Origin of the sequence: Seonamhaeicola sp. S2-3 (assembly GCF_001971785.1) — a bacterium.
In the GTDB taxonomy this organism is placed as follows: domain Bacteria; phylum Bacteroidota; class Bacteroidia; order Flavobacteriales; family Flavobacteriaceae; genus Seonamhaeicola.
This window is the reverse complement of sequence record NZ_CP019389.1, coordinates 94661-118334: the sequence shown is the minus strand read 5'-3', so window position 1 is coordinate 118334 and position 23674 is coordinate 94661. Positions and strand designations below refer to the sequence as shown.

Annotated in this window: 19 protein-coding genes; 11 read left to right on the top strand and 8 right to left on the bottom strand. The window is 31.6% G+C overall.

Features of this window, described 5'->3' with window-relative positions; genetic code table 11:
* Positions 1-68: 68 nt before the first annotated feature.
* From BWZ22_RS00545 to BWZ22_RS00510, 7 genes are all read left to right on the top strand, one after another.
* The gene (locus BWZ22_RS00545) at positions 69-2018 is read left to right on the top strand and encodes a peptidylprolyl isomerase (RefSeq protein WP_076697128.1); all 1950 of its coding nucleotides are present in this window, start codon (positions 69-71) and stop codon (positions 2016-2018) included.
* Between the two features lie 5 nt (positions 2019-2023).
* Positions 2024-2875: a peptidylprolyl isomerase gene (locus tag BWZ22_RS00540; protein ID WP_076697125.1), complete on the top strand. Its 852-nt coding sequence runs from the start codon at positions 2024-2026 to the stop codon at positions 2873-2875.
* A complete protein-coding gene (locus tag BWZ22_RS00535; RefSeq protein WP_076697123.1) occupies positions 2838-4298 on the top strand; it encodes a peptidylprolyl isomerase in 1461 nt (486 codons plus the stop codon). Before BWZ22_RS00540 ends, BWZ22_RS00535 begins: the two co-directional genes overlap by 38 nt.
* Before the next feature lie 4 nt (positions 4299-4302).
* Positions 4303-5256, top strand: a complete 954-nt coding sequence (locus BWZ22_RS00530; RefSeq protein ID WP_076697120.1) for a MoxR family ATPase — start codon at positions 4303-4305, stop codon at positions 5254-5256.
* A gap of 294 nt (positions 5257-5550) precedes the next feature.
* Positions 5551-8328, top strand: coding sequence for a bifunctional aconitate hydratase 2/2-methylisocitrate dehydratase (locus tag BWZ22_RS00525; RefSeq protein WP_076697119.1), 2778 nt, complete (start codon positions 5551-5553; stop codon positions 8326-8328).
* A 106-nt stretch (positions 8329-8434) separates the two neighbouring features.
* Positions 8435-9663 (top strand): IS3 family transposase gene (locus tag BWZ22_RS00515; protein ID WP_371326805.1). Its coding sequence is split into 2 segments (ribosomal slippage): positions 8435-8795 and positions 8795-9663, totalling 1230 coding nucleotides; the frame shifts between segments, so codons are not numbered across the junction.
* Between the two features lie 172 nt (positions 9664-9835).
* The gene (locus BWZ22_RS00510) at positions 9836-12103 is read left to right on the top strand and encodes an aconitate hydratase (protein ID WP_076697112.1); all 2268 of its coding nucleotides are present in this window, start codon (positions 9836-9838) and stop codon (positions 12101-12103) included.
* A gap of 105 nt (positions 12104-12208) precedes the next feature.
* Here the strand turns inward: BWZ22_RS00510 and BWZ22_RS00505 are convergent, their stop codons facing one another.
* Genes BWZ22_RS00505 through BWZ22_RS00485 form a run of 5 tightly spaced genes read right to left on the bottom strand, consistent with a single transcriptional unit; the run spans position 12209 to position 17422 of the window.
* On the bottom strand, positions 12209-12862 hold the full coding sequence (locus BWZ22_RS00505; RefSeq protein WP_076697110.1) for an alpha/beta hydrolase: 654 nt from the start codon (positions 12860-12862) through the stop codon (positions 12209-12211).
* Between the two features lie 3 nt (positions 12863-12865).
* Complete coding sequence (locus BWZ22_RS00500) at positions 12866-13198, bottom strand: hypothetical protein (RefSeq protein ID WP_076697108.1); 333 nt, start codon at positions 13196-13198, stop codon at positions 12866-12868.
* A gap of 3 nt (positions 13199-13201) precedes the next feature.
* The gene (locus BWZ22_RS00495; RefSeq protein ID WP_076697106.1) at positions 13202-14458 is read right to left on the bottom strand and encodes a dihydroorotase family protein; all 1257 of its coding nucleotides are present in this window, start codon (positions 14456-14458) and stop codon (positions 13202-13204) included.
* On the bottom strand, positions 14455-16380 hold the full coding sequence (locus BWZ22_RS00490) for a BatA and WFA domain-containing protein (protein ID WP_076697104.1): 1926 nt from the start codon (positions 16378-16380) through the stop codon (positions 14455-14457). Before BWZ22_RS00490 ends, BWZ22_RS00495 begins: the two co-directional genes overlap by 4 nt.
* Before the next feature lie 34 nt (positions 16381-16414).
* Positions 16415-17422 carry a glycosyltransferase family 2 protein gene (locus BWZ22_RS00485; RefSeq protein ID WP_076697102.1) on the bottom strand — a complete coding sequence of 336 codons (1008 nt, stop codon included), beginning with the start codon at positions 17420-17422 and terminating at the stop codon, positions 16415-16417.
* Between the two features lie 96 nt (positions 17423-17518).
* Between BWZ22_RS00485 and BWZ22_RS00480 the strand changes: the two genes are divergently transcribed.
* Entirely contained in the window at positions 17519-19411 is a 1893-nt protein-coding gene (locus tag BWZ22_RS00480; protein ID WP_076697100.1) for a peptidase M61, read from the top strand.
* Positions 19412-19481: 70 nt separating this feature from the next.
* Here BWZ22_RS00480 and BWZ22_RS00475 read toward each other — a convergent pair whose 3' ends face one another.
* Positions 19482-20246, bottom strand: a complete 765-nt coding sequence (locus BWZ22_RS00475) for a TIGR02757 family protein (protein ID WP_076697098.1) — start codon at positions 20244-20246, stop codon at positions 19482-19484.
* A 213-nt stretch (positions 20247-20459) separates the two neighbouring features.
* Between BWZ22_RS00475 and BWZ22_RS00470 the strand changes: the two genes are divergently transcribed.
* Positions 20460-21263, top strand: coding sequence for a hypothetical protein (locus BWZ22_RS00470; RefSeq protein ID WP_157607871.1), 804 nt, complete (start codon positions 20460-20462; stop codon positions 21261-21263).
* A 77-nt stretch (positions 21264-21340) separates the two neighbouring features.
* Here the strand turns inward: BWZ22_RS00470 and BWZ22_RS00465 are convergent, their stop codons facing one another.
* Entirely contained in the window at positions 21341-22006 is a 666-nt protein-coding gene (locus tag BWZ22_RS00465) for an ABC transporter ATP-binding protein (protein ID WP_076697094.1), read from the bottom strand.
* Positions 22007-22130: 124 nt separating this feature from the next.
* Between BWZ22_RS00465 and folE the strand changes: the two genes are divergently transcribed.
* Positions 22131-22718 (top strand): GTP cyclohydrolase I FolE, encoded by a 588-nt coding sequence (gene folE / locus BWZ22_RS00460; RefSeq protein ID WP_076697092.1) that lies wholly within the window; start codon positions 22131-22133, stop codon positions 22716-22718.
* A gap of 55 nt (positions 22719-22773) precedes the next feature.
* Positions 22774-23055 carry a hypothetical protein gene (locus BWZ22_RS00455; protein ID WP_076697090.1) on the top strand — a complete coding sequence of 94 codons (282 nt, stop codon included), beginning with the start codon at positions 22774-22776 and terminating at the stop codon, positions 23053-23055.
* A 70-nt stretch (positions 23056-23125) separates the two neighbouring features.
* Here BWZ22_RS00455 and BWZ22_RS00450 read toward each other — a convergent pair whose 3' ends face one another.
* Positions 23126-23674 carry a type 1 periplasmic binding fold superfamily protein gene (locus tag BWZ22_RS00450; protein WP_076702200.1) on the bottom strand — a complete coding sequence of 183 codons (549 nt, stop codon included), beginning with the start codon at positions 23672-23674 and terminating at the stop codon, positions 23126-23128.

Genomic DNA, 23674 nt, shown 5'->3' with positions numbered 1-23674 from the left:
ATTGTTAAACCGCTTGCATAATAGCTTTATATTAGTATTTTTGTAGCCACTTACATAAATTTTAATCCATGAAAATTAGTAATTTATTAACTTCTGTATTCGTTCTTTTTATTACAGTAATTAATGCACAATCATCTCAAAATGAAACGCTTTTCTGGGTTGATAATGATCCTGTTACCGTAACAGAATTTTTAAGGGTTTACAATAAAAATTTAGATTTAGTTCAAGATGAATCTCAACGAGATATAGATGAGTATCTTAAACTTTTTACCAATTACAAATTAAAGCTAAAAGAAGCTAAAAGTTTAGGACTTCATGAAAAGCCAACCTATAAAAAAGAGTTAGAAACCTACAAAAAACAGTTGGCAAAGAGTTACATGAAGGATGTTAAGGTTACAAATGCTTTAATAGAAGAAGCTTATGAGCGTGTATCATATGATATAAAAGCCAATCATATTTTAATTAAAATACCACAAAACGCCAACCCTAGAGATACGCTATTGGCATACAATAAATTGGTTAAATTAAGAGAAAGGGCTTTAAAAGAAGGTTTTGATAAGGTTAGAAAAGAAGTACATGATGGTAAAACAATATTTGGCGAAGAGTTAGGTTATTTTTCTGGTTTTAAAATGGTATATAGTTTTGAAACGGCAGCTTATAATACGCCCGTAGGAGAAATTTCTAAACCATTTAGAACGCGTTTTGGCTATCATATAGTTAATGTTTTAGATAAGAGAAAATCTAGAGGAGAGCGTACTGTTGCTCATATAATGGTTGTTAAAAAGAAAGATGATACATTAAGCAATCCAGAAGTTAGAATACAAGAAATTTACAGTAAATTGCAACAAGGAGAAGCTTTTGAAGATTTGGCTAAACAATTTTCAGACGACAAAAGTTCTGCTTCAAAAGGAGGGGAGCTAGCACCGTTTTCTGGAGGACAATTAAGAGCTCAAAAATTTGAAGAAGTAGCTTTTAGTTTAGAAAATGTAGGTGATGTATCTAAACCATTTCAATCGGCATACGGATGGCATATAGTTAAGTTGCTAAACAAAAAGTTAATACCTCCTTTTGAAGATATGAAGGGAGAACTAGAAGCTAAGATAAAACGCGATGACCGTTCTAAACTAATAGATGAAGCTTTATACAGTACTCTTAAAAAACAATATAATGTAAGTAAAAATAAAGCTGCATTGAGTTATTTTTCATCTATTTTAAATGATAACTATTTTAAAAGAACTTGGAAATTACCACAAGATTTTACAGCTAATGAACCTTTGGTAAAAATAGGAACAAAACAATTTACCTATCAAGATTTTGGAGACTATTTATTAGAAAAGCAAAAAGGAAGAATATATAAAAAACCTTTAAAAGCTTTTACAAAAGAGAGGTATGAAGAATTTATAAATGAAAGTTTAGTACAATACAAAGAAGCAAATTTAGAAACCGAAAATGAAGATTTTGCCAATATATTAGCAGAATATAGAGACGGTTTATTATTATTCGATTTAATGGAAAATACCATTTGGAATGCTTCTGAAACAGACTCTATAGATATAAGAAATTACTATGAGACTAATAAAAGTAAGTACGTTATACCAGAACAAATAGATGCTGTGGTGGCTGCTTCGGCAAAAAAGAAAACACTTAAAAAAGTGTCTAAACTGCTAGAGGAAGAAATGAGTGTTGATAATATTAAAAACTTAATAAATACCAATAATAAAGTTGAAGTAATTTTTACTTCAGAAATTATGGATGCTTCCAATAAAGCACTACCAGAAGGCTTTCCTTTTAAGGTAGGAGTTTCTAATATATATAAACATAACGGTGGTTATGTGGTGGCAAAGGTTAAAAAAATCATACCACAAGCCCAAAAAACTTTTGAAGAAGCCAAAGGTCTTGTTATTAGCGATTATCAAACCTATAAAGAAGAAAATTGGATAAATTCTTTAAAAGAAAAATATAAGGTTGTTGTTAATAAAGACGCCCTTAAAAAGGTGAAATCTCAAATAGAAAAATAAAAAAGGTGCGTTTAAAATTAATTATAATAATTGTATTTGTTACGCTGGTATCATGTGAGTATTTAAAAAAGCCCGATGAAAAAACCGCTGTAGCTAGAGTTAACGAGTCTTATTTATATTACGATGATATAAAAGACTTGATAAATGAAGATACCAGTGTACAAGATAGTACACTTATTGTTCAAAATTTTATTAACAAATGGGCAACACAACAATTGTTTATGGATGGCGCAATGATGAATTTAAGCCAATCAAAACAAGAAAGCTTTAATAAACTAGTAAATCAATATAAAAACGATTTATATACCAAAGCTTATATTGAAGCCTTAGTAAAAAGGAGTATTGATACTGTTGTTACTAAAGATGAAGCACAAGAGTATTACAATAACAATAAAGAGGCATTTAAACTAAATGAAGAACTTATAAAATTTAGATACATTAATGTTGATGAAAAAATCATCAATTATGATGATATAAAAGAACGGTTTAAACGTTTTAATGATGAAGATAAAAAAGAGTTAGACTCTATTTCTATTCAGTTTAATTCCTATTCATTAAACGATTCTATTTGGATAAAATTAAGTCAGGTTATAGAAAAAATTCCTGTAGTAACTCCAGAAAACAAAAATGAACTGTTAAAAAAATCTAATTTTGTGCAACTCAAAGATTCATTAGGAGTATATTTGATGCAAATTAACGATGTGCTCCTAAGAAACAACACAGCACCGTTAGAATATGTAAAGCCTACAATAGATCAAATAGTCATTAATAAAAGGAAATTAGAACTTATTAGGCAATTAGAAAAAGATATTATTAAAGATGCTATTAAAAACAAACAATTTGAAATTTATAAATAATTTAAAGTTAGCAAGTGTTTTATTAATCAGCCTTTTTGCAGCAAACATTTTAACTGCACAAGAAATTATTGATGATAAACCAAAAGAAGTAAAATCTTCTCAAGTAAAAGACACTACTTCTAATACATTTAATGCTATAAAAGTAGATGGGGTAGCAGCAGTGGTAGGAGATTACATTATTTTAGAATCTGATATTCCAAAAGAAAGAGAACAAATTAAAGCCGCAGGTGGTAACGTAGAAGGTGTTACAGATTGTGAGTTAATGGGAGCTAAATTAGAAAGTAAACTCTATGCACACCACGCTATACAAGACAGTATTCAAGTGTCAGATGCCGAAATTAGGCAACAAGTAGATTACCAAATTCAGCAGTTTTTGCAATATTTTAATGGCTCAATGGAAAAATTATTAGCCTATTATAGAAAAGATGATGAAGAAAGTTTTAGAGATGAAATGTTTGAGATAAACAAAAGCAATCAATTAGCCTCTAAAATGCAAGCAAAAATTATTGAAGAGGTAGAAATCACTCCAGAAGAAGTCCGTGAGTATTTTAATAAGATACCAGTAGATAAAAGACCTGTTTTTGGTACCGAATTAAAAGTAGCGCAAATTGTTGCAGAACCTAAAGTAAGTGAAGAAGAAGAGCAAAGAATTATAAATAGATTAAATGAGTTTAGAAGAGATGTCTTAGAAAATGGTGCTAGTTTCAGGTCTAAGGTAGTACTCTATGGTGAAGATCCAGGGTTAAAACAGTCTGGTTACGTTTACACATTAGATAGAAAAAAACCAAGAATGGTTAAAGAGTTCAGGCAAGCCGCTTTTGCTCTTCAAGAAGGTGAAGTATCAGAGCCATTTAAAACAGATTTTGGTTACCATATAGTATATTGCCAAAAAATTAGAGGACAACAATATGATGTAAGCCATATATTATTAAAACCAAAAGTGTCGGCAGAGGCAATACAGGAAGCAAAAGAAAGATTAGAAAAAGTGAGACAACGAATTGTTGATGGTGATATAACTTTTGCAGAAGCAGCTAGAGAAGCTAGTGATGAAAAAGAAACTAAAAATGATGGCGGACAATTAATAAACCCAGAAACCCAGGATTATAATTTTGAACTTACAAGAATGGATCCTAGTTTGTATGCACAAATTCAAAATTTAAAAGATGGCGAAGTAAGTTTAGTTCTCAAAGATGAAGATAACAAAGGCAATGTGAAATTTAAAATTTTAATGGTTACAGATAGAATTGATGAACACACAGCAGACTATGCTAGAGATTTCCTTAAAATTAAAGAATTAGCCTTAAAAGAAAAGCAGTTACGAGCTATTGAAAAATGGCAATCAGAAAAAATAATGGACACTTACATAAAAATTAGTGGAAAATATAGAGACTGTGAATACACAAGTAACTGGTTAAAAAAGTAAAAATATGTCTGATGTAGCTGCTATAGAACAGTTTGTAAAAAAATATAATCAGTTAAAAGTAGAAATTGCCAAAGTCATTGTTGGGCAAGATGATGTTGTTAATCAAATATTAATTTCTGTTTTTTCTGGTGGTCATTCCTTACTAATTGGAGTTCCAGGGTTAGCAAAAACATTAATGGTAAATACTATAGCCCAGGCATTAGGACTAGATTTTAAACGCATACAGTTTACACCAGATTTAATGCCAAGTGATATTTTAGGAAGCGAAATTTTAGATGAAGACCGTCACTTTAAATTTGTTAAAGGCCCTATTTTTGCTAATATTATTCTTGCCGATGAAATTAACAGAACACCACCAAAAACTCAGGCAGCTCTATTAGAAGCAATGCAAGAGCGTGCTGTTACCGTTGCTGGTCATCACTATAAACTAAATTTACCATACTTTGTATTGGCAACTCAAAATCCTATAGAGCAAGAAGGAACATACCCATTACCAGAAGCGCAGTTAGACCGTTTTATGTTTGCCATAAATTTAGATTACCCAACATTTTCTGAAGAAGTTGCGGTGGTTAAAGCAACAACAAACGATGAAAAAGCACTAGTAAACGCATTATTCTCTGCCGAGGAAATCCTAAAATATCAGCATGTCATTCGTCGCATACCTGTGGCAGACAATGTTATTGAATATGCGGTGTCTATGGTTGGTAAAACTAGACCAAATAGTGAGTCGGCTGCAGATTTAGTAAAACAATATATAGATTGGGGAGCAGGCCCTAGAGCATCTCAAAATCTAATTTTAGCAGCAAAAACACACGCTGCCATTCATGGTAAATTCTCACCAGATATTGAAGATGTACAAGCCGTAGCTTACAGTATTCTACGCCATAGAATTATAAAAAATTATAAAGCCGAAGCTGAGGGTATTTCAGAAAATCAGATAATAACAAGTTTATTTTAAATCTTTTAAGATTAACTATTAATACATTTGTATTTTTCATTATAATATTTTGAAAATATTACAATCATTTTATTTAAAAATATCACATTAATTAAAACGTATATTAAGCGATAGCAATACTTACGTTATTTTTAAAATCTTTACATTAATTTCGTATTTTGCGCTGCTTTTTGAAATAAAAAAACAACTAAAACTTATTATAATAGTAAAATAACTTTTTATAGTAAATAAATGCAACTTGTGTTCATTGTAATTTTACTGTTATACTCATTTAGATATTGAAAAATTTAATTTATGAACTATACCGATTACATCAAGGAAATTGAAGAAAGGAAAGCTCAAGGATTACACCCTAAGCCAATTGATGGAGCTGAATTATTAAGTGAAATTATTTCGCAAATAAAAGATTCAGACAATAAATATAGAGAAGATTCTCTAAAATTCTTTATTTACAACACCTTGCCAGGTACCACCAGTGCCGCAGGTGTAAAAGCAAAGTTTTTAAAAGAAATTATCCTTGGTGAATCTGTTGTTCCAGAAATTTCACCCGCATTTGCTTTTGAGCAATTATCACATATGAAAGGAGGGCCTTCAATTAAGGTGCTGTTAGACTTAGCATTAGGTGAAGATGCCTCTATTGCAGCCGATGCCGCTAAAGTGTTAAAAACACAAGTGTTTTTATACGAAGCAGATATGGAGCGTATAGAAAATGCATATAAAGAAGGAAGTGCTATTGCAAAAGAATTATTAGAAAGCTACGCACAAGCAGAGTTCTTTACAAAATTACCAGAGGTTGAAGAAGAAATAAAAGTAGTAACATATATTGCTGGAGTAGGTGATATTTCCACCGATTTATTATCGCCTGGAGCCGATGCACACTCAAGATCTGATAGAGAATTACATGGGCAATGTATTTTTGAGCATAATAAAAAAATGCAACAAGAAGTACTAGCATTAAAAGAGCAACACCCAGATAAACGCGTTATGCTAATTGCAGAAAAAGGTACTATGGGTGTAGGATCTTCAAGAATGTCTGGTGTAAACAATGTTGCACTTTGGACAGGTATTCCATCATCACCATATGTACCATTTATAAATATTGCACCAGTAATTGCAGGTACAAACGGTATTGCTCCAATTTTCTTAACTACTGTTGGAGTAACAGGTGGTATTGGTATCGATTTAAAAAACTGGGTACAACAAAAAGATGAAAATGGTAATACTATCGTTGATGAAGAAGGAGAACCAATTTTAAAAGAAGTTTACTCTGTTGCTACAGGTACAGTACTTACCATAAATACTAAAAAGAAAAAGTTATATAACGGAGATAAAGAGTTAAAAGATATTTCTGATGCATTAACGCCTCAAAAAATGGAGTTCATTAGAGCTGGAGGTTCTTATGCGGTGGTATTTGGTAAAAAATTACAAACATTAGCTTGTAAAATTTTAGGAATTGATATCCCTCAAGTTTATGCACCTTCAAAAGAAATTTCTATTGAAGGACAAGGTTTAACGGCGGTTGAAAAAATCTTCAACAAAAATGCTGTTGGTAATACACCAGGTAAAACATTACATGCAGGTTCTAATGTACGTGTAGAAGTTAACATTGTAGGCTCTCAAGATACTACAGGGTTAATGACGTCTCAGGAATTAGAAATGATGGCAGCAACCATTATTTCTCCTATTGTAGATGCAGGGTATCAGTCAGGGTGTCATACTGCTTCTGTTTGGGATGATAAGTCTAAAGCCAACATTCCAAGATTAATGAAGTTTATGAACGATTTCGGATTAATTACAGGACGTGACCCAAAAGGGCAATATCACGCCATGACCGATGTAATTCATAAAGTATTAAATGATCTTACTGTAGATGATTGGGATATCATTATTGGTGGAGATTCTCATACTCGTATGTCTAAAGGTGTTGCGTTTGGAGCAGATTCAGGAACTGTGGCCTTAGCTTTAGCAACGGGTGAAGCTACCATGCCTATTCCAGAATCGGTTAAAGTAACCTTTAAAGGTCAAATGAGAAGCTTCATGGATTTCCGAGATGTAGTACATGCTACACAACAACAAATGTTAAAGCAATTTGATGGTGAAAACGTATTCCAAGGTCGTGTAATTGAAGTACATATTGGAACTTTAACGTCAGATCAAGCCTTTACATTTACAGATTGGACTGCTGAGATGAAAGCTAAAGCATCTATCTGTATTTCTGAAGAAGAAACACTTATTGAATCTTTAGAAATTGCTAGAGACCGTATCCAAATCATGATTAAAAAAGGTATGGATAACGAAAAGCAAATGCTTCAAGGTTTAGTTGATAAAGCAAATAAGAGAATTGAAGAGTTAAAAACAGGTATTAAACCAGCGTTAAAACCTGATGCTGATGCAAAATATTATGCTGAAGTTGTTATTGATTTAGATGAAATTGCTGAACCAATGATTGCCGATCCTGATGTAAATAACGAAGATGTATCTAAGCGTTATACCCACGATACAATTCGTCCGTTATCTTACTACGGTGGTACTAAACAAGTAGATTTAGGATTTATCGGGTCGTGTATGATTCATAAAGGCGATATGCAAATATTAGCTAAAATGTTAAAAAACATTGAAGCACAACAAGGCAAAGTTGAGTTTAAAGCGCCATTAGTAGTTGCGCCTCCAACCTATAATATTGTAGACGAATTAAAAGCAGAAGGCGATTGGGAAATACTAGAAAAATATGCAGGTTTTGTATTTGATGATAACAATCCAAAGGCAGTAGCACGTACAAAATACGAAAACAAATTGTACTTAGAGCGTCCTGGTTGTAACCTATGTATGGGTAACCAAGAAAAGGCAGAACCAGGAGATACGGTTATGGCAACATCAACACGTTTATTCCAAGGACGTGTGGTAAAAGATACCGATGGTAAAAAAGGAGAATCTTTATTATCATCTACACCAGTTGTTGTATTATCTACAATATTAGGTAGAACACCAACTATGGAAGAATATGAAGCTGCTGTAGAAGGCATTGTACTTACCAAGTTTAAGCCATCACAAAAAGAACTTGTATTGCAGTAATTTAACAATAAACACATAATAAATATAAAGCTCGGGTTTTTCAACTTGGGCTTTTTTACTTCAAAATGTCCCGTCCTAAAATAAGTTGACACAAAATCGACTTATTATGAAAAATAAAGAACACAAGCGATTTAAGCGCACACAACGAGATTACAATTTAGGCTTTAAATTAGCCTTGGTGTCCGAAGTAGAAAAAGGCAACTACACATACAAACAGATTCAAAAAGCTTATGGTATCCAAGGCAGGAGTACCGTTTTGGTATGGTTAAGAAAATATGGTACTTTAGATTGGAGTAAACCAAACTTTAATAATTTGCCTAAAGAAAAAGAAACACCAGCCCAAAGGATAAAGCGTTTAGAACGAGAACTAGAAGATGAGCGATTAAAGAACTTATTGCTCAATACAATGATAGATGTATCAGACAAACAATTTGGTACTTCTATTAGAAAAAAGCTTTTATCCCAACAATCCAAATCATCAAACAAGACAAGCAAGTAGCCATTGCGCACTCATGTAGATTGTTAGGGATAAGTAGACAAGCTGTTTATCAAGCTCAAAAACGTAAAGAAGCACGTATCAAAGAACTCTCAAAGATAAAATCCTTAGTACTTGTTATTCGTAGAGATATGCCAAGACTGGGTACACGTAAACTCTACTACTTGCTAAAGCCAGAGTTTGATAAACATCAAATAAAAATAGGGAGAGATGCCTTATTTGCTTATTTAAAAACAGAACATTTATTAATAACACCAAAGAAAAACTATACCAAAACCACAAACTCAAAACATTGGCTTAAAAAGCACCCTAACCTACTAAAAGACATCCAACCTAATAGGCCAGAACATGTGTTTGTAAGTGATATTACCTACATAAAAAGCAGAGAAAAAACACATTATTTATCTTTGGTAACAGATGCTTATAGTAGAAAAATAGTTGGATATCAATTAAGTGATGATATGAGTGCAAAAAATGTAGTCAAAGCTTTTAATATGGCCATAAAGAAAAGAGATACAAATAATGAAATTATCCATCATTCTGATCGTGGACTACAGTATTGTGCTTTTGTCTATCAAAAGGCTTTAAGGGAAAACAACGTAATACCATCAATGACAGATGGTTATGATTGCTACCAAAACGCATTAGCAGAGCGCATTAATGGAATTTTAAAACAAGAGTTCTTAATTTATAAGTGCAATAATGGAAGAGAGCTTGAACGGTTAATCAAAGAATCTATAGAAACTTATAACAATAAAAGACCGCATTTGAGCCTTAACATGAAAACACCTAACTTTATACACAACAAAAAACCTGAGAAGTTAAATTCTCAGGTTTAATTTAATTTATAAAAACTGTCAACCTATTTTAGGACGACTCAAAATGGCAAGTATAGATTTAAATTAACTCGTTATAAGACAAGTCTATATTTTTACTTTTTAAACGGTATTCTAATTTCGTATATTAGTGAACCTATAATTGAATTATTAAAAATTTAAAATATACACACTTATGGCATTTGATATTGATATGATAAAAGGCGTTTACGACAGAATGAAAAATCGCGTAGATATCGCCCGAGACATTGTTGGGAAACCACTAACATTATCTGAGAAAATATTATATAATCACCTTTGGGATGGTACGCCAACAAAAGCCTTCACTAGAGGGAAAGATTATGTGGATTTTGCTCCCGATAGAATTGCGTGTCAAGACGCTACAGCGCAAATGGCCTTATTGCAATTTATGCAAGCAGGTAAAAGTAAAGTTGCTGTACCAACAACGGTACATTGTGATCACTTAATTCAAGCTAAAGATGGTGCTGAAAAAGATTTAAGACATGCCAATTCTGTAAGTAGCGAGGTATTTAATTTCTTAGAATCTGTATCTAATAAATATGGTATTGGGTTCTGGAAACCAGGAGCAGGTATCATTCACCAAGTGGTATTAGAAAATTATGCATTTCCTGGAGGTATGATGATTGGAACAGATTCTCATACCGTAAATGCAGGTGGTTTAGGTATGGTAGCTATAGGTGTTGGTGGTGCCGATGCGGTAGATGTTATGGCTGGTATGGCTTGGGAGCTTAAGTTTCCTAAGTTAATTGGGGTAAAGTTAACAGGTAAACTATCAGGATGGACGGCGCCAAAAGATGTGATTTTAAAAGTAGCAGAAATTCTTACTGTAAAAGGAGGAACAGGTGCTATTGTAGAATATTTTGGACCTGGAGCAACGGCAATGTCATGTACTGGTAAAGGAACCATTTGTAATATGGGAGCCGAAATAGGTGCAACCACATCTACTTTTGGGTACGATGAATCTATGGATAGATATTTACGTGCCACCGATAGAGCTGATATTGCAGATGCTGCCAATGAAGTAGCTCCTTATTTAACAGCCGATGCTGAGGTGTATGAAAATCCAGAACAGTATTTTGATCAAGTTATAGAAATTAATCTGTCAGAATTAGGCCCATTATTAAATGGACCATTTACCCCAGACTTATCTACTGAAGTGGGTAAGGATATGACTAAAAAAGCAACAGAAAATGGATGGCCATTAAAAGTAGAGTGGGGGTTAATTGGGTCTTGTACCAATTCATCTTACGAGGATTTATCAAGAGCCTCTTCTATTGCTCAACAAGCCTTAGATAAGGGCTTAAAAACAAAAGCAGAGTTTGGTATTAACCCAGGTTCAGAACAAGTACGTTATACCGCAGAACGCGATGGTATTCTTCAAGTATTTGAAAAATTGGGTGCTAAAATATTCACCAACGCTTGTGGTCCATGTATTGGCCAATGGGCAAGGTACAGCGATCCTAAAAATGCACCCAAAAACAGCATTGTACACTCGTTTAACCGAAACTTTGCTAAACGTGCTGATGGAAACCCAAATACGCATGCTTTTGTGGCATCTCCAGAATTAACGGCGGCTATAGCCATTGCTGGTCGTTTAGACTTTAATCCATTAACTGATACTTTAATTAATGAAAATGGTGAAGAAGTAAAGTTAGACGAACCAACAGGATGGGAGCTACCACCAAAAGGATTTGAAGTAAAAGATAACGGGTACTTGGCTCCAGAAGAAGATGGTAGTCATGTAAATGTTGTGGTTAAAGAAGATTCTGAACGTTTACAGTTACTAACACCATTTGAACCACTAGGAGATTCTATTACAGGAGCCAAACTATTAATAAAAGCCTTTGGTAAATGTACTACCGACCATATTTCTATGGCGGGACCTTGGTTACGTTACAGGGGGCATTTAGATAATATAGCAAACAACACATTAATTGGTGCTGTAAACGCTTTTAATAAGCAAACAAACTTTGTAAAAAATCAGTTAACTGGAGAGTATGGTGGTGTGCCAGATGTACAGCGCCAATACAAAAAAGCAGGTATAAAAACAGTTGTAGTTGGAGATCATAACTATGGCGAAGGATCATCTAGAGAGCATGCTGCAATGCAACCTCGTCATTTAGGAGTTGCAGCAGTAATTGTTAAGTCGTTTGCACGTATACACGAAACAAACCTTAAAAAGCAAGGTATGTTAGGTTTAACTTTTGCTAATGAAAATGATTACGATTTAATTCAAGAAGATGACACCTTCAACTTTTTAGATTTAAACGAATTTGCTCCAGACAAGCAATTAACTTTAGAGGTAGTTCATGCTGATGGAAGTAAAGACATCATTAAATTAAATCACTCATATAACGATGCTCAAATAGAGTGGTTTAAAGAAGGTTCAGCATTAAATTTAATTAAGAAACAAAACGCTTAAGTTTTAATTCATTTATAAACAAAAGACCAACGTGGAAAGCGTTGGTCTTTTGTTTATAATTTTAATCAGTTTTATTAAGTTGATGTTATTGATTTGAATAGAAGGTTAAATGCGTTCTAACAACCAGTTTTTAAATTCAAAAAAGTTTTGAGGAGCTACACCATGCCCCACAGGAAATTCAGAATATTGGTGCTTAATATTTAAGCTTTTTAAAAAAGTAGGGGTTTGTCTTGCCCAATCTACAGGAATTACTTGATCTACACTACCATGGGAGCAATAAAAATTAAGATTTGAATAATCTCTATTTTCTAAATCTTTTGGAAGAATATCATGATAAACATAACCACTTAAAGCCACTATATTTTTAATTTTTTCAGGATAATTTAAGGCCACTCCGTAACTTAAAATACTACCTTGACTAAAACCTAAAAGTGTTACGTTATTTTTATTTACCGGATAGTTTTCTGTAGCTTCATCTATAAATTTAGCAATTAAATCTCTTGATGCTTCGGCTTGCTCTTTATCATTCCATTTACCTTTTTCAGCATCGAAATTAATGGCATACCAAGCATTTCCATAGGGAGACAGGGGGTAAGGAGCTCTTACTGAAATAATAAAAAAATCATCAGGTAATTCACTAGCAAACGAAAATAAATCGTTTTCATCGCTACCATATCCATGCATCATTATTAATAAAGGTGCATTTTCTTTTAAAACAGAAGGTCTAGTAATATGGAATAAAGAAAGTGAGTTGTTCATTGTTTATCGTCCTATATTTGAAAACCATTTTTGGAATAGCTCACCTAAAATAGGAACGGTTTGAGCTTTACCCATAATAGCGTTTATTAAACCATAAATAAACAAAACACAAAAAAATAAATAAAATCCTGATGTTACGCCCCAATTATCAAAGCCACTAACAACAAAGCCTAAAAGATGAAACATAAGCCATAAGCCTATAGATTGTCTTAAATGAAAGGCTGTGAACGGATTGTTTTTGTCATTATTTAAAAAATAAGCAATAATTATACCTATAAGAGCTAAATAACTTACTATGGCTAATCCTTTACCTTCTTTAATATCTTGTTGAGTCATGTATTAATTATTTAAAGACACTTTATTGTTTGAAATAATACCGTAAACATTTCCTTTTAAACTAGCTCCTTGGAAAATGCTATTTTTTGATTTGGATAAAATATGATTTTTATTAAAAGTGTATTTAGAATTTGGATTAAAAAGTGTTATGTTGGCTTTTTCTCCAATATTTATAGGTGAATAATTTACACCAAAACGTTGTTTACCTTTAGTAAGTAAATCTATAGTTTTTTTAGTGGTGAAAATGGTTTGTAATGCTCCAAATGCACTTTCTAAACCTATGGTTCCGTAATTAGCATGATCAAACTCTACTTTCTTTTCTTCAATGTCAATAGGGGTATGGTCACTAGTTACCATATCTATAGTACCATCTTTAACCCCTTCAATTAAAGCGTCAATATCGGTTTGAGTTCTTAATGGAGGTAGTACTTTATAATTTGAATCAAAAGTTGTTAAAACATCATCTGTAAAACACAAATTATGAATTGCAACGCTACAGGTAATGTCTAATTTTTTCTTTTTGGCTTCTCTGATTAATGCCACAGATTTAGCGGTTGAAATGGTTGGAATATGCAGTTTACCACCAGTGTATTCTAGCAAGAATAAATCTCTGGCAACTTGTAATTCTTCGGCTAAAGCCGGTATTCCTTTTAAACCTAATTTGGTACTAGTTATATTTTCGTTCATAACACCTAAACCAGAAATTTTATTTTCTTGTGGAAATGAGCATACCAATCCGTTAAAATTAGAGGCATATTGAAGCGCAATTTTCATTAGGTTAGGGTTACTAATAGGCTTTTTGTAATCATAAAAAGCTACAGCCCCAGCATTAGTCATATCGTAAATTTCGGCTAAATCAACACCGTTACTACCTATGGTTAAGGCGCCAATTGGTAATACCGTTACTGCATTATTATTTGCTTTTGCAGTAACAAATGTAATATCAGAATTAGTGTCTAAAACTGGATGCGTATTAGGGTTTAAAGCAATGGTGGTAAACCCTGATGCTGCAGCAGTTTTTAGTCCGTTTTCAATGGTTTCGCGTTCTTCAAAACCAGGTTCTCCAAAACAAACACTACTATCAAACCAACCTTGAGAAATATGTAAGTTTTCTAACTTTATTTCTTGGTAGTTGTTAGTGTTTTTAATGTTTTTTGCAATTTTTAAAATCGTGCCGTTTTCAATTAAAATATCTTGAGTTAAATTGTGAAACTCACTTTTTGAATCTATTATGGTGGCAGATTTTATAAGTATGTTCATTTAAAGTATTTTAAGATGAGCATTTCAATAACTAATAATACTAGTGCAAAAATAACAAACCATTTCCACAGAACATTAACTTTTGCATCACTTTTTATGGTATTAAAAACATTGGCTATTGAATTACTCAATGTTACATTTTCTAAATTTGAAAGGTCTTGGTATATTAAGTTACTCTCATTACGGTTGTAATTATAGCTAACATTTTTAATGGTTTTGTTTTTGTTTTTAATAGCGTAAATGTTAGCAATATTAGGCGTTTCAGAGGTGTTAATAATTACTTTGTTGTTAAAGTATTTTTGTCTTGGTATAATGCTAGTACCATTATTTACAAGCGATAAAATATCATCTTGTTGTAATTGCGTTTCTACTTCAAATTCATTATTGTTTCCAATGGTATAGTATAGCTCTGGTGTTTTAAAGCTTTGTTTGGCAATATTATAAAGTGTAGGTACTATTAAAGGCGAATTTTTGAAATTAGAATTATTAGTATTTAAGGCCGAAGTAAAAACAAATACATTTTTGTTTTGAAAAAGAAAAGGTTTATCATCTTCATAACTTAAAACAGAGGTGAAATTATTTGAAGTTGTTTCATAAAAACTAAGCACTTTTGGATATTGAAAATTGTTCACTTGTTTTTCAAAAACACCTTTTTTATATAAAGGGTGTGCATAGTTAATTGTGGTAATTCTTTTCTCTGTTAAAATTTGATTGCTAAAACTTGAATTATAGTTTGCTAAAAGTAAATTGTATGATTGTAAATTGATGGTTTTAGAAGGAATAACTATTACAGACCCACCATGTAATGTAAAATGTTTTAATGCCGAAACCATTGCATTTGATATGGTTTTAAGTTCATTTAAAATAATTAAATGTTGTTGGTCTATAATATTGTAGTTTAAAGCATTGTTAGACGTAGAAACTAGATTAAACTCATCGGCTGTAAAAATCTTTTTAAGAAAAGTATCATCACCGTTATTAACAGCTAAAACGTTAATTTTAGATTTGTTATTTATATTAAAAAACAAGCTATTATCAAACTGTAAGCCAGTATCATCAATAATTATTTTTCCGTTAATAATGTTGTTGGTAGGAATTGTAAAAGTGGTTTCTGCTTCTTTAGTTATCTCTACTGATGTTTTTGCAATTAATGTGTCTTCATTAAATAATGATATGGGCATATTTTCAATGGGGGTACCACTATTTTTTAATACAACTTTTAACTCATGGTTGGCAGGTGTGGTTTGAGAAACAAAAGCTGTATCAATAGAAACATTGTTAGTGTTTATGGGCTCTAATTTTACTAATCTTAGATTGGTAAGAGAGTCTAGTTGCGGATTAAAATTAGCTGCTCTTTGTTGAAAATCAGAAATAAACACCATGTTTTTTAGAGTCCCTTTTTTATTACTAAAAAGTGTTTTGCATTTTAAGAAAGCAGATTCTAAACTTAATTGATTAGGAGTATAATCTAGCCGAAGTAAATCATTCTTTATGGCTTTAATAGTGGTGTTTTTAAACGTACTATTGTTTGTTATAACAGATATGTTATCATTCTCAGGAGCATTACTAATTACATCTTGTATAGCTCGTTTTAGTAATCCGCCTTGACTTCCTTTAGCCTGCATACTAAAAGAGTTATCAATATAAATAACGGTTTCTTTTTCAACTTTAAAAGTGTTGCTTTTAGAGCTAAAAGGTTGTGCAAAAGCCAAAATTATAGCCGATAAAAGTAATAACCTAGTACATAGAATTAGCCATTTTTTTATCTGAGAACTTTTTCTGGAATTTTGTTTTATTTCTTTTAAAAAAGCAACATTGGTAAATGCTTCTTTTTTAAAGCGTCTTAATTGAAATAAATGAATAATAATAGGAACTAATAGTAAAAATAAAGCGTAAAGAAGTTCGGGGTTTTTAAACTGCATTCCTATTTAGATTTATCAAAACTACATATTTTTTTCAACAAAAGAATATATAATCTTTTATAGGTTTTAAATTTAAACTTGTTAAGTATTTTTTAATGTCTTTTTGGGCTTCTTTATTAGCCACAGTTACAAGGCTTTGAGGGTTTTTAATGTTTTTTAGAGCATTAAAATTTAAAAGTTTTTTACCGTAAATATCTCTTCCAATTTTATTGGGGTTATCACATATCCATTCAAAAGGAATGTTTCGTTCTAAAAATAATTTTGCCATTAGTTTGCCTTTGGTTCCTGCGCCCCAAATTACTGGTGTTTTAGCTTTGTTATAATCAATATCTAAATAGTGATGTACTTTTAAAGCTGTGAAATGATTTTGAGCATAATGTATATGTGTGCGTGATGTTCTGGTACTGTAATCGCGCCATTTATGAATTATGGTATTACAAGGAATACATTTAAATTGGTGCTTGTAAAACCTAAATGTTAAATCGTAGTCCTCTGGATAGATATCTGGATTAAAAGCATCACAAGCTATTAAATCTTCTCTGTAAATCATCCAAGAAGGAGACGGAATTACACACTCTTTATAAATTTCATTGTAATTGCTACCTGTTTTTGTTAAGTTGTTAAGCCAAGTTTCATAAGTTTTATAACCTTCGCCAACACCATGTTTACTAAAATATTCTACTAAACCTACAGCAACATGTTTTTTTCCATATTGTATTAAATTATTGGCTAGAACCTCTAATTTGTTGGGTAGCATAATATCATCACTATCCATTCTTGTTATCAATTGGCCAGAGCTATTTTTAAAAGCTAATTTTAGTGCAGCAATAATACCTTTACCATTGTTTTTAAATAGTTTAATACGCGTATCTTTTGAAGCAAATTCTTTTACTAATTGAAAACTATTATCTGTTGAGTGGTCATCAATAATTAATAATTCCCAATTAGTATATGTTTGATTTAAAATAGAATTTAAGCATTCATTTAAATAAACTTCTGTATTTTTAAAGGGTGTTATAATACTTACTAATGGTGTTTGCATAGGGCGAATATACTATCTTTTAACAAAACCTTAAGACTTGAAAATGTAACATAATGGTATTTTGCACGTCATTTAAAAAACTATAAACTCAATGTAATGAATAAAAGATTTTTTGCTGCAATTTTTGCAGTTATTTTAATGGCAAGTTGTAGTACAACTAAACAGGCTGCCAATGATTTAGCAATAAATTCACCTATTGAAACTACTATTGATTTATCAAATGTTCAAAATGATAAAGCGCCGGTAACCATTAATCCAGGTAGGTTTACACAAGAAACCGTTACTTATAGATTACCAAAAGTAATACCAGGCACTTATGCGGTTAGTAACTTTGGTAAGTATGTTGAAAATGTTAAAGCCTACAATTACAAAGGGGAAGAAATACCTGTTACCAAGTTAGACGATAATTCTTGGTCTATTACAGATGCTAAAGCATTAGATAAAATCACTTACTTTGTTAATGATACTTATGATGAAGAAACCGAAGGAGGTATAGGCAAAAAAGTACCATTTTCTCCTGCAGGAACTAATATAGAACCCGAGAATTTTGTGCTGAATTTACATGGATTTATAGGATATTTTGATTCTTTAAAAAACAATCAGTATAAAGTAAATGTAACAGCACCAGCAGATTTTGTAAGAACATCGGCATTACAAAAGGTAAATTCTACTACCAGTGAAGATGGTGAAAATGTAACAACAACATATTTTGCTACTCGCTACTTTGATATTACCGATAACCCAATGATGTATGGTAATTTAGATGTTGAAGAGTTTCAAGTAGGTGATATTAAAATTGTTTTAAGTGTGTATTCTCCAAATAAACTACACTCTGCAAAATCATTAAAAGAAACCATTTATAAAATGATGAAAGCCCAAAAAACATATTTGGGCGATATTAATTCTACACCGCGTTATGATATTTACGTGTATTTATCAGAACAAAAAGAAGATTCTCCTAAAGGCTTTGGTGCTTTAGAACATCATACATCAACGGTAGTTGTTATGCCAGAAGATATTTCAGAAGAAGCACTAGCTGAAAGTATGATAGATGTAGTGTCTCATGAGTTTTTTCATATTGTAACACCACTAAGTGTACATTCTGAAGATGTGCACTATTTTGATTATAATAACCCAACATTTTCAAAACATTTATGGATGTATGAAGGTGTAACAGAATATTTTGCAACCTTATTTCAAGTAAACCAAGGGTTGGTTGATGAAGCAGCATTTTATAATAAAATATTGACTAAAATTCAAAGAGCATCTCAAATGAATGATGCTATGAGTTTCACTATTATGAGTGAAAATGTACTTAAAGAGCCTTATAAAGATCAATACTTAAATGTATACCAAAAAGGAGCTTTAATAGGTATGTGTGTTGATATTTTAATTAGAGAAGGAAGCAACGGAAACAGAGGTATTCTAAGTTTAATGAAAGAATTATCAAATAAATACGGTAAAAATAAACCTTTTGAAGATGATAAATTAATAGATGAAATTGTAGCTATGACCTACCCATCTTTAGCCGATTTCTTTGATACACATGTTATAGGAGACATCCCTATTAATTACAATAAGTTTTTAGAAAAAGTAGGTTTAGAAATAGGCGAAGGTAAAGTAGAAACCAATTACATTTTAATGGATGGAGCTCCTATTGTTGGTGGAGATCCAGAAAAAGGAACAATTTTCTTTACAGATAAAGTATTAAAAAATAGTTTTTGGGCAGAAAATGGCGCATTGCCTAATGATGTTATTAAAACCATTAATGGTACAGATTTAACCTTACAAAACGCCAATAAAGTTTTACAAGATGTTTTTATGTGGAAACCTGGTATGGATGTAGAGATTAAATTAGATAGAAATGGAGAAGAAGTAGTTATTAAAACAACTACCACAAAATCTTATACAACAGGTAAAGCTATTGTTGAAAAAGCTGATGCTACAGATGCTCAAAAAGCATTAAGAAAAGCTTGGTTAAAGGGGTAAAAGCTATTTATAACTTATAATATATTTAACGATTGATAAACTCTCTGTTTGTCAATCGTTTTTATTTTCATTAAAAGCCTTCAAAAACCCCAAGTCCAAACAAGGCAAAATCATATTTTACAGGGTCTTGTTTATCTAGTTTACGAAGAGCGGTGTCTAACTCTAATAAAGCTTTAGCATCATTTTGTTTTCTTGTTAGAATTCCTAGTTTTCTAGCAACATTTCCAGAATGTACATCTAAAGGACAAGATAGTTGAGAAGGCGAGATGCTTTTCCAAATACCAAAATCTACACCAGCTTGGTCTTGTCTTACCATCCATCGTAAAAACATGTTTATACGTTTTGCAGCAGAATTTTTTAAGGGGTTGCTAACATGTTTTTCGGTACGAGGTAAATGTTCAATTTCAAAAAAAATTTCTTTAAATTTTGAAATAGCTTTTTGAAGGGAGTCTTTTTCTGCGTGTTTTAAAAATACAAATTCTAAACTATTGTATTGTTTATAGATATGATTTAATGATGTTATAAATTGAATAAAATCATCACCATTAAATGTGCGGTGTACAAATGATGAAAGTTTTTCTAAATCAGTTTTATTATGATTCATTACAAAGTCATGAGGTGCGTTGTCAAGCAATTCCATCATGCGTTGTGCATTTTTAATAATCATTTTTCGGTTACCCCAAGCTATGGTCGCTGTCAAAAAAGCGGCAATTTCAATATCTTCTTTTAAGCTAAATGCGTGCGGTATTTGTATAGGGTCAGTCTCAATAAACTTAGGGTTGTTGTATTGAAAAACTTTAGAGTCTAGGAATTCTTTTAATTCAATCAAGTTCAAACTTTAGAAATGCTAAATAACGGGTTAAATAACTAGGTAAAAATACGTTATTAAGGTAAATCAAAAAACCTAAAAAAGCATTTTTTGAAAGATTAAAAACGAGTGAAAACATCGATTAACAGTAACAAACACCCTTTAAAATGTAAAAAATTGAGGTAGTTTTTATTAAAATTCATATTTATAATGTTATTTAGTAAAATAAAAATAAATGTTATGCGAAAATTTATAGTCCCAATTTTAGCCATTCTTTTTATGAATTGTGAAGAAGAACTTAACGAAACAGCAGATTCAATTGCTGCTGTAGAGGCTTTAACAGAATATGTAACCATAAGTAAAGTATTTCAGGATATAGGAAATAATAGTGGAGACGCTCTTTTATCGGCAGAAGATTCTATGGAATCAAAATCTGGAAAAATTAGTACAGATGGTCCTGTTATAACTATAGAACCATTAGATTATACAACGTTTCCTAAAACAACTACTATAGATTATGGTGATGGTGTACTGTGTAAAGATGGTATTACCCGTAAAGGCATTGTTACCATTGTTTCTACTAATTGGTATGGAGTAGAAAATAGCACTCATACGGGTACTTTTACAGATTATTATCATGAAGATTTTAAGGTTGAAGGTACGCATGTGGTTAAAAACTTTGGAAAGAATATAAATGATGAGTTAGAGTATAGCGTTACTATTAATGATGGAAAAATAACAGCTACAACAGGAGCAACCATTAGTTACACCGAAAACTCTACAAGAACATGGATTGCAGGAGCCAATACCCCCTTTAATATTTGGGATGATGAGTATATGCTAGCTGGTACTCAATCAGGAGTAAGTTCTAAAGGTATATCTTATACTTTAACTATAGAAGAAGACTTGCATTTTGTGTTATTACCAAGAAGCATACAATCTGGAATATTAGATGTTAGTGTTGGAAGTATAGATGATATTAAGTTGAATTATACCACTTCTACAATAACTATTTTAGGAAAAACATTTTCTTTTGAAAATTAGCTCTAGCTAAATAAATAACTTTTATAAAGGTTTGCTATAAAATAAATTAAGCAAGCCTTTTTTATTTCTATAAAGCTTTAGTTGTTTACTATTTTACCATCAACCATTGTAAGTTTTCTATCTGCCATATTAGCTAGTTCTTCATTATGGGTAACAATAACAAAGGTTTGCCCAAATTCATCACGCAGTTTAAAAAATAAATTATGAAGATTTTCAGCAGATTCACTATCTAAATTACCAGAAGGCTCATCAGCAAAAATTAAATCGGGTTTATTAATTAAAGCTCTTGCTACCGCTACACGTTGTTGCTCTCCACCAGATAGCTCACTAGGTTTATGGTTGTAACGGTGAGATAAGCCTAAAAAATCTAATAATTCTTTAGCTCTAGTTTCGGCATTGGTTTTTTTAGTTCCTTTAATAAAAGCTGGTAAACAAACATTTTCAAGTGCAGTAAATTCTGGTAATAATTGATGAAACTGAAAAATGAAACCTATATGATGATTTCTAAATTTAGCTAATTCTTTATCAGAAAGAACAGATAAATTTGTATTGTTAATATTTAACTCAAAAGGGTCATCTTTTGAAGCGTTATCTAAAGTGCCTAAAATTTGTAAAAGTGTGGTTTTACCAGCTCCAGAAGCTCCAACAATAGATACTACTTCGCCTTTTTCAACCTTAATATCTACACCTTTTAATACGTGTAAATTATTGTAGTATTTATGAATGTTTTTTGCTTGAATCATTACTTGTGTTTCAAGCTATGAAAATACTACATTACTTGTTAATCAGCAAAATTATACCCACTGGTTTTTTATAAGAATTAAGTCTAATATTTTTTAACTATTTTTATTTTATAATAATAAGAGTATGCCGTACAAAAATTTAGAAGAATACAATGTTGAAATAACAGATCATATAAAAGAGCGTTACAAAAGCATTATTAAAGATTTAGGAGAAGACACTCAACGAGATGGTTTGCTAAAAACCCCCGAACGTGCAGCCAAAGCTATGCAATTTTTAACTCAAGGATATGAACAAGATCCGGTTGAGATTTTAAAAGCAGCCATGTTTAAAGAGTCTTATAATGAAATGGTTATTGTTAAAGATATAGAGTTGTATTCGCTTTGTGAACATCATATCTTGCCTTTTTTTGGTAAGGTACACATTGCTTATATACCTAATGGACAAATTGTAGGCTTAAGTAAATTACCAAGAGTTGTTGATGTTTTTGCAAGACGTTTGCAAGTGCAAGAACGCTTAACAGAACAAATTTTAGATTGTATTAATGATACATTACAGCCTCAAGGTGTAGCTGTGGTAATTGAAGCTTCTCATATGTGTATGATGATGCGAGGTGTACAAAAACAAAACTCTACAACTACAACCTCAGGGTTTAGAGGTCAGTTTGAAAAAATTGAAACCAGAAATGAGTTTTTAAAACTTATAGGAAAGTAGAAATTGTACAATATTTTGGTATGTTTCTTGTTATCAATTTATTAAAAGTTAGTTAATGAATAAATACAAAAAATTATTTCTTAGTTTAATTTTAGATGCATTGGGATATGTATCTTTTATTATTCCGGGAATTGGAGAATTTTCAGATATAGTATGGGCACCCGTTTCTGCTTGGGTAATGACTAAAATGTATAAAGGAAAAGATGGGAAAATAGCAGGAGCAGTATCTTTTATAGAAGAGGCAATGCCTGGTCTTGATGTGGTGCCAACATTTACGTTAATGTGGTTATACTCTTATGTGCTTAAGCCCAAAAAAGGAAAAGTTATAGAAGCATAAAAAACAAAAAAGAGGCTTGATTTAATCAAGCCTCTTTTTTTCTGTATTACAACAAATAAAAATATTCTAATTACTCTACTTCAATAGAAAATGTTACCGATACATCTGTACTACCACCGGCACTAGTTGATGTACCATCATTTGGTTTTGTAGGTTCATGTTTTAAAATAATGGTTAAAGAACCTGTTCCGGCATCACCAGTTGTTAAAGTTGTTTCAATACCAATTGGATTTCCATCTTCATCTGTATCTGTTTTTGTAAAAGTTATGTCTGAAATGGTTGAGGTATAGAAAAATTCGTGTTCATCACCTTCTTCTTCAACTTCTTCTGTAATATCTTCAGCAGGATTTTCGGTTGCGTTTAATAATTCAATAGATCCCGTATAAGTTGTGTTTGCAGATAGGTTACCAGAAACAGTATAAGTTCCATCTGTGCCACCTTCACCATCTAAATCTTCGAACTTTAAAGTAACAACATCGTCACCATTTGTTAATGTGTAAGTTACTGTAGTAATAAGTTCTTTTTCGTGGTCATGATCATCATGGTCATCATCGCTTGAACAGCTTACAAATACTAAGCTCGATACGAAAAATAAGGCTAATAATTTTATAGTTTTCAT

Excerpts from the sequence above, each read along its gene's own strand:
- BWZ22_RS00450 (WP_076702200.1), bottom strand. The coding sequence starts at position 23,674 with ATGAAAACTATAAAATTATTAGCCTTATTTTTCGTATCGAGCTTAGTA.
- BWZ22_RS00470 (WP_157607871.1), top strand. The coding sequence starts at position 20,460 with ATGCGAAAATTTATAGTCCCAATTTTAGCCATTCTTTTTATGAATTGT.
- BWZ22_RS00525 (WP_076697119.1), top strand. The coding sequence starts at position 5,551 with ATGAACTATACCGATTACATCAAGGAAATTGAAGAAAGGAAAGCTCAA.
- BWZ22_RS00510 (WP_076697112.1), top strand. The coding sequence starts at position 9,836 with ATGGCATTTGATATTGATATGATAAAAGGCGTTTACGACAGAATGAAA.
- BWZ22_RS00480 (WP_076697100.1), top strand. The coding sequence starts at position 17,519 with ATGAATAAAAGATTTTTTGCTGCAATTTTTGCAGTTATTTTAATGGCA.
- BWZ22_RS00530 (WP_076697120.1), top strand. The coding sequence starts at position 4,303 with ATGTCTGATGTAGCTGCTATAGAACAGTTTGTAAAAAAATATAATCAG.
- BWZ22_RS00535 (WP_076697123.1), top strand. The coding sequence starts at position 2,838 with ATGCTATTAAAAACAAACAATTTGAAATTTATAAATAATTTAAAGTTA.
- BWZ22_RS00495 (WP_076697106.1), bottom strand. The coding sequence starts at position 14,458 with ATGAACATACTTATAAAATCTGCCACCATAATAGATTCAAAAAGTGAG.
- BWZ22_RS00465 (WP_076697094.1), bottom strand. The coding sequence starts at position 22,006 with ATGATTCAAGCAAAAAACATTCATAAATACTACAATAATTTACACGTA.
- BWZ22_RS00500 (WP_076697108.1), bottom strand. The coding sequence starts at position 13,198 with ATGACTCAACAAGATATTAAAGAAGGTAAAGGATTAGCCATAGTAAGT.
- folE (WP_076697092.1), top strand. The coding sequence starts at position 22,131 with ATGCCGTACAAAAATTTAGAAGAATACAATGTTGAAATAACAGATCAT.
- BWZ22_RS00545 (WP_076697128.1), top strand. The coding sequence starts at position 69 with ATGAAAATTAGTAATTTATTAACTTCTGTATTCGTTCTTTTTATTACA.
- BWZ22_RS00490 (WP_076697104.1), bottom strand. The coding sequence starts at position 16,380 with ATGCAGTTTAAAAACCCCGAACTTCTTTACGCTTTATTTTTACTATTA.
- BWZ22_RS00485 (WP_076697102.1), bottom strand. The coding sequence starts at position 17,422 with ATGCAAACACCATTAGTAAGTATTATAACACCCTTTAAAAATACAGAA.
- BWZ22_RS00505 (WP_076697110.1), bottom strand. The coding sequence starts at position 12,862 with ATGAACAACTCACTTTCTTTATTCCATATTACTAGACCTTCTGTTTTA.
- BWZ22_RS00455 (WP_076697090.1), top strand. The coding sequence starts at position 22,774 with ATGAATAAATACAAAAAATTATTTCTTAGTTTAATTTTAGATGCATTG.